Annotated in this window: 6 protein-coding genes; all 6 read right to left on the bottom strand. The window is 37.4% G+C overall.

Features of this window, described 5'->3' with window-relative positions; translation table 11 throughout:
• Window positions 1–150 precede the first annotated feature (150 nt).
• Complete coding sequence (gene mobC, locus ACEO2X_RS13180) at window positions 151–528, bottom strand: plasmid mobilization relaxosome protein MobC (RefSeq protein ID WP_371972131.1); 378 nt, start codon at window positions 526–528, stop codon at window positions 151–153.
• A gap of 289 nt (window positions 529–817) precedes the next feature.
• Entirely contained in the window at window positions 818–1,012 is a 195-nt protein-coding gene (locus ACEO2X_RS13175) for a hypothetical protein (protein ID WP_371972130.1), read from the bottom strand.
• 8 nt (window positions 1,013–1,020) lie between these two features.
• A complete protein-coding gene (locus tag ACEO2X_RS13170) occupies window positions 1,021–1,185 on the bottom strand; it encodes a hypothetical protein (RefSeq protein WP_371972129.1) in 165 nt (54 codons plus the stop codon).
• 210 nt (window positions 1,186–1,395) lie between these two features.
• Window positions 1,396–2,625, bottom strand: coding sequence for a restriction endonuclease subunit S (locus ACEO2X_RS13165; protein WP_346793265.1), 1,230 nt, complete (start codon window positions 2,623–2,625; stop codon window positions 1,396–1,398).
• A gap of 31 nt (window positions 2,626–2,656) precedes the next feature.
• Window positions 2,657–3,640 (bottom strand): replication initiation protein, encoded by a 984-nt coding sequence (locus ACEO2X_RS13160; RefSeq protein ID WP_371972128.1) that lies wholly within the window; start codon window positions 3,638–3,640, stop codon window positions 2,657–2,659.
• A 261-nt stretch (window positions 3,641–3,901) separates the two neighbouring features.
• The coding region (locus ACEO2X_RS13155; protein WP_371972127.1) for a hypothetical protein at window positions 3,902–5,301 on the bottom strand (1,400 nt) is incomplete at its 5' end.

The raw sequence follows: 5,301 nt of genomic DNA, 5'->3' as shown, positions 1-5,301 counted from the left end.
TCTTTGTGAATCTGCTTGAATCAATAATTGCAGACGTTAGCTCAACATCACCACTCAAAACTTTGGCATGTTCACGGTCACGATCTGCACCGAGCAAGTAATCAATACATGATTTTGAATTGCCTTTGCCGAACTTAAAGAATTTGACAATCATGGTCTTAGCTCTTTGAGTTGCTTCTCAATATCAAGCAATAGAATCAATAGTTTTGTCTTATCAATATCATTCAAGTTCTTCACATCAACATTAATCGCTCTAGCAATTTGATTGACGTTAGTACCAATTCGACTAAGTGCAATTAATGTATCTCGCTCAGTCTTGGAATATTTTTGCTTCGGCTGTTCAATTGGCGCAGTCGGTCGGGCAGCGTTCAAAGTTGCTTCACGCATGAAACGTGAAAGCGAAGCGTGAGGATTTTTTTCTTTTATTAAACTCAGCTCACTATCAGTCAGTCGGACTTTGACAATATTTGTTCGATACTCTTCAACTGGCTCAGGTCGTTGCCATGTTGGAATTGTAGCGGTATCCATTTTGGTCACTCCAATTTGAGGCTAAAAGGACGGGGGTATCGGGGGTGTCCCCAGATCAAGGTTCACATGGGCACGATTTTGGCGAAGCCGAAATAGGGCACTATGTGTATCCTTGCTTTTTACACGGTAGACACTAAAATTCTAAACTTTTTTTTTGGTTTTTGGTATTGTGAATTATGACTTTTTTACTTCCGATCTGTGTTTAAAACAAAACTTGAAATGTCTGTTTTGGATGACCTTTCGATAATACTTAAATCTAAGTATTATCGAGGTCGTTCAAAATCAGACATTATTCACCAGTGTTTTTCTCAACTCTAACTCTATAAAAAACATCTGGAGCTTCCCCTTTCTTAATACTTTGATTTACGGATTCCTGAACTCTCTGTTGATTTTCTTTTGATGAATTAAAAAAATCGTATAAATCATCAACTATTTTTGAACGTTTTTGATTTAGTTTTTCAAGTTCTTCGGGTGTCATTGTCATAACTGTTCTCACTTCTTAAATAAATCTTGTTGTCCATATTTTTTGATGTACTGACGTATAAAAGATCGAATCTCTTTTGAAACATCAGTATCTTGTGATTTACATACTTTTTTAAATGAATCTCTCAGTTCTTTCTCAATTTGAATTGTTAGATTCACTTTATTGTTGTCCATATCTTAACCTTTAAAAATTACTTAAATTTTATGTAAATTTTACATAAAAAGTGAAGAATTAAACACTACTATTGTTAAGAAAATAAAAGTTTAATAGCCTAAGCAAAGAGTAAATACGATCGTGGAACATATTTAGAATTGACCATAATGACAAAAAAAAAGCCCCCAAGAGGGCTGTTATCTGATTTGGCTGCACTTGTGCATGGATTTTCAAACAAACATATTCTGCAACAAGCCTTTTTTCCACTGTTTGGCTTGTTCAATTTGCTGTGCAACGACTTCAATTTTTTGGTCAATGCTAGATAAGAAATTAGCAATTTTGGTTTGTTCTTCTAAGCAGGGAATAAGTATTTCTATTGAAGATAAATCTGAGCTATTAATTGCAGGGTAACTTGTACCAGTACAACGGTTCATAACTTCATCTAAGAATGTCTTTTCGTGTAAAGCATAATAGATAAATTTAGAATCCAATTTTGTACGGATTTGAGCATAGCCTGTTGAGGCAACATACTCACCACTTAAGTTGAAGTAATAATTATTCTGCTGATAAGGACGAACCATCTGAAAAAGTACATCACCTTTAGCTAATAATCTTTGTGCTCGACTTGGTGCATCCTGTAGCTCAATATTTTTTTGAAGTAATAGTTGCCCTTTTTCAACACTTTCTAAATCAATATAAATAAAACTTTCAGGTAACTTTTTAGATTTAGGATTAATTTCTGCTATATCTTTGAGTTCCTTTTCCTCCCACTCCCCAAACTCACTGCCATTATCCGCTTTAAAACGAATCTGCTGACTAAACAGCTTTTGCATCATTCCTTGTTTGTATTGGCTGAGTAGCGCATGTTTTTGCGTGAGTTGGCTAATCTTTTCATCCACAGCAGAAAGAAAAGAGGCGATTTTGGTTTGTTCGGCTAGGCAAGGGATTTTTAGTTCAACTTTCCCTAAATTGGTCTTAGAAATACCCAATACAGATATACCTGTTGCTAATTTTTTAATTTGCTCTCGCACTTCAAAAGTTTGCATTAAGTAGCCATTAAAACCAATTGCACATCTTTCAACGGGGCGAGCAATATAAGTATGCAAACCTGCAACAACTTTCTTATTATCTAAGTTAATAACTTCAATAGCCTTACCAATATCTTTATAATCCTCAGAAGCATCGGCAATGACTAAATCGCCTACTTGTAAAAATTGATTTTCAGCAATTTTATTTGTATCTATTTCACTACTTAAAAATGGTACAACTTCTTCTTTAACATCAAAAAGCATAGAAAATTTAGTGTGAATATCACCATAGTGAATATTCATAATTTCACCCTGTTCGGCTAATAAAGCGCGCGAATATGAGTTTGTATTATGAAAATTGAACTGTTCTGAGATTTTTTTCTTTCCCCAATTCCCATCAAACTCTTTAAACCGTAACTTAGGTACAGACATTGCTTCACTCATAAAAAATATAATTCAGATGCTAGTTAGATTTTTGATAATCTTTGAGCCAACTCGATACGGTATTTCTATGCACACTCAGTAAATTAGAAATCTCTTTGATGCTCTTGCCCTGTATATGCAATTTTAAGGCTTGATGACGCATATCACTGTACTGTGCTGATCGAGCTTTTCCACCCAGCGACACATTTCCCTTACTTACACCGATCTTGGCTCTTTGAGATTGTTTCTCGCTGAATACTTGCTGAAATTCAGCGCTGTTATGATTGCGCCATACCCACCTCGCAATGCTCTTAGCTGTGGCTTTCAGCTCGCTATATGGTAAAGGTTGTTCAAAACCACTGTTAATCTCCACCATTTTCGCTAGAACAGCTTTATGCCACTCGAGGCTACTGTCATAGTGCATATAGTCTCTAATCGCCCTATACGCCCAATGACGACCTTTTTCGAACATTGTCACATTACGCCCCAAACCAACAACTTCGAGCTTTTTCGGAAGCTTCTTCGGTAGGTCAACAAAGTCAGCAAGATAATCAAGCGAGTATGCTCGATCAGTCCAGAAGGTCGTGCGCCATTGCGGATGTAATGGATTTTTGGTAATCAATTGCGAATAGCTAATATCTGCACCTAGTTTGAGTGCATACGCGTAGTAAACAGCCTGCGCATACTTGATTGCCTTCACACTAGCAAATTCACTTGTACAAAGTGGTATCTCTAATTTGTAGCAATGGTGACAATGACCATTCTCAGGATTCTGTGTCGTCCAATATGGTTCTGGTAAGCCTGCGTCAAACCAAGACAGTGCCGAATCTTCTTTGTCATCATCAAAGACGAAGTAAAACGTGATCAAAGGCGGATTGATTTGAAGATATGGTTGTTTGACAGCAATAGCTTTGGTGCGAATAAGCATGTAGCCAGGTTTTTCATACATGCAATACGGCTTGTGTGGCAAATTTCGATAAAAAATTGATCTAAAATCAGATTTATTTACATTGTTGTGCTGCATTTATAACAGTATTCCCTTGCATTACAGGAAAACACTGATAAAATTAAGACAGTTTTCAGGTGTTTTAATTTAGTGTTTTCAAGCATTTATTAAAATCCACGAAAAAAGCCCGCCCGCCAAGTTGGGCTTTTTTTGTGCTCTAAAGAAATGTATCACTGTTCTTGTGATAATTCAAAAAACTTTTTACATCATTGACTTATGCCATGTTTCAGCGTTTCACGCTGAAAGTATTGCGCGTTTTTTTAACTCGCTTCGCTCGACTTAAAGTCTGAAATCATTGCTGTAATCATCGTCATTTTGCTTATTTTCAACTTTGCGAGCTGGTGCTGATACATCATCAGGTTTCTGCTGAATCGTCTGCTGTGCGCTTATTTCTTCGCTTGATTTAACATATCTGCGCAAAGTTGTTGTGTTTTGATCAACACGCTCGATGTTTCGCTTAAATTGCTGTTCGCTTGTTGTTGCATCTTCGAGAGCTGTAGCTGTTGCATCAATACTGTCTCTAATTGCTGCTCTAGTTGCGTTATTCTGCGTTGCTGCTGCTGAATTGTTTGCTGTTGCGATGCGATTGCAGAGTTCACTTGTTTCAGCGAAGCATGACATTGTTGAATAAATTGTGATTGCTTCTCGATTATTTGCAATAATTCGTCTTGTACGCTCATTTTCTATCTCTGCTGTCTCTTGAAGTGATTGTTTTCTATTGCTATCTGCTGTTGCTTCAACACTGTCGCGTTTGCTGCTATTTGACTTGCTTGCTTGCCACTCCAGATAAATAGAATCAAAGTTAAGACTGCTAAAGTAGCTGTCGATATTCCAAGTATTTTGTTTGTCAGGGTTAGTCGCACTTGCGTAGAGCTGTTGAACTCCTTGACCTGTTCTATACGTTGTTGTTGCAACAAGGCGATTTTCTGCGCTATGAGTTTGTTCGATTGATCTATAGCGTTCAGCAAGTGCTGTTCTCTTGCTTTCAATTCTGTCGCTGTATTCAGCTTTGACTGCTGTAATATCTCTTGAAATTCGCTCTCTATAGCTATCTGTTCGTCTTGCTTCTTCTTCCGAATCTGCTCGATTAATCGAGAAGTCTCGTTCATACATTTCACCCTTCAAGCGAATTGGTCTTTTACGGTCAGGCAATGAAATTGAAATACTGCCTTTAGTAATCCGACTAACATTCAGTTTTAGTTCATCAGTTAAAAATAAAATCGTGTCGTCACGATCTTTGATCTTGCCATTCAAATACGCTTGCATAACTAATGTATCGACTGTATTAGCTATTTCATCTGCTGTTTGAGACTTCCCTACTCCTTTCTTTTTGGCTTCTATTTCACCATCCTCATTAAGCTGAACGCTAGACAATTGGCGGTTTGCAGGGTCGTCAGGGTCATGCAAGTTGTAGTCGTGATTAACAATCTTTTTAAAGCAATCGACACGACCTAAATCGGCAGGGGCATAAAATGGTTGTAGGCGTTTTCCTGTACTCAACTCCACGTTAGGAATAACAAAATTTAGCTCTAATCGCCCTTTGTCCCGATGCTCAATCCACAGAATGTTGTACTGATCTGGAGACATACCAGGGAATAAACATGCTTCATAATCAGCCATGATTTTTTTCTTATCGGCTTCTGGTAAGTCAGCTTCGGCAAAGGACAGACAACCGCTTG

The organism is Acinetobacter sp. AL9 (genome assembly GCF_041464035.1).
GTDB classification, from domain to species: Bacteria; Pseudomonadota; Gammaproteobacteria; order Pseudomonadales; family Moraxellaceae; genus Acinetobacter; species Acinetobacter towneri.
The sequence above is the reverse complement of the archived record's forward strand: the minus strand, read 5'-3'. Positions and strand labels throughout refer to the sequence as shown.

Bases quoted from the DNA above. Each gene is read 5' to 3' on its own strand.
- ACEO2X_RS13170 (WP_371972129.1), bottom strand. From the start codon at position 1,185: ATGGACAACAATAAAGTGAATCTAACAATTCAAATTGAGAAAGAACTG.
- ACEO2X_RS13175 (WP_371972130.1), bottom strand. From the start codon at position 1,012: ATGACAATGACACCCGAAGAACTTGAAAAACTAAATCAAAAACGTTCA.
- ACEO2X_RS13165 (WP_346793265.1), bottom strand. From the start codon at position 2,625: ATGTCTGTACCTAAGTTACGGTTTAAAGAGTTTGATGGGAATTGGGGA.
- mobC (WP_371972131.1), bottom strand. From the start codon at position 528: ATGGATACCGCTACAATTCCAACATGGCAACGACCTGAGCCAGTTGAA.
- ACEO2X_RS13160 (WP_371972128.1), bottom strand. From the start codon at position 3,640: ATGCAGCACAACAATGTAAATAAATCTGATTTTAGATCAATTTTTTAT.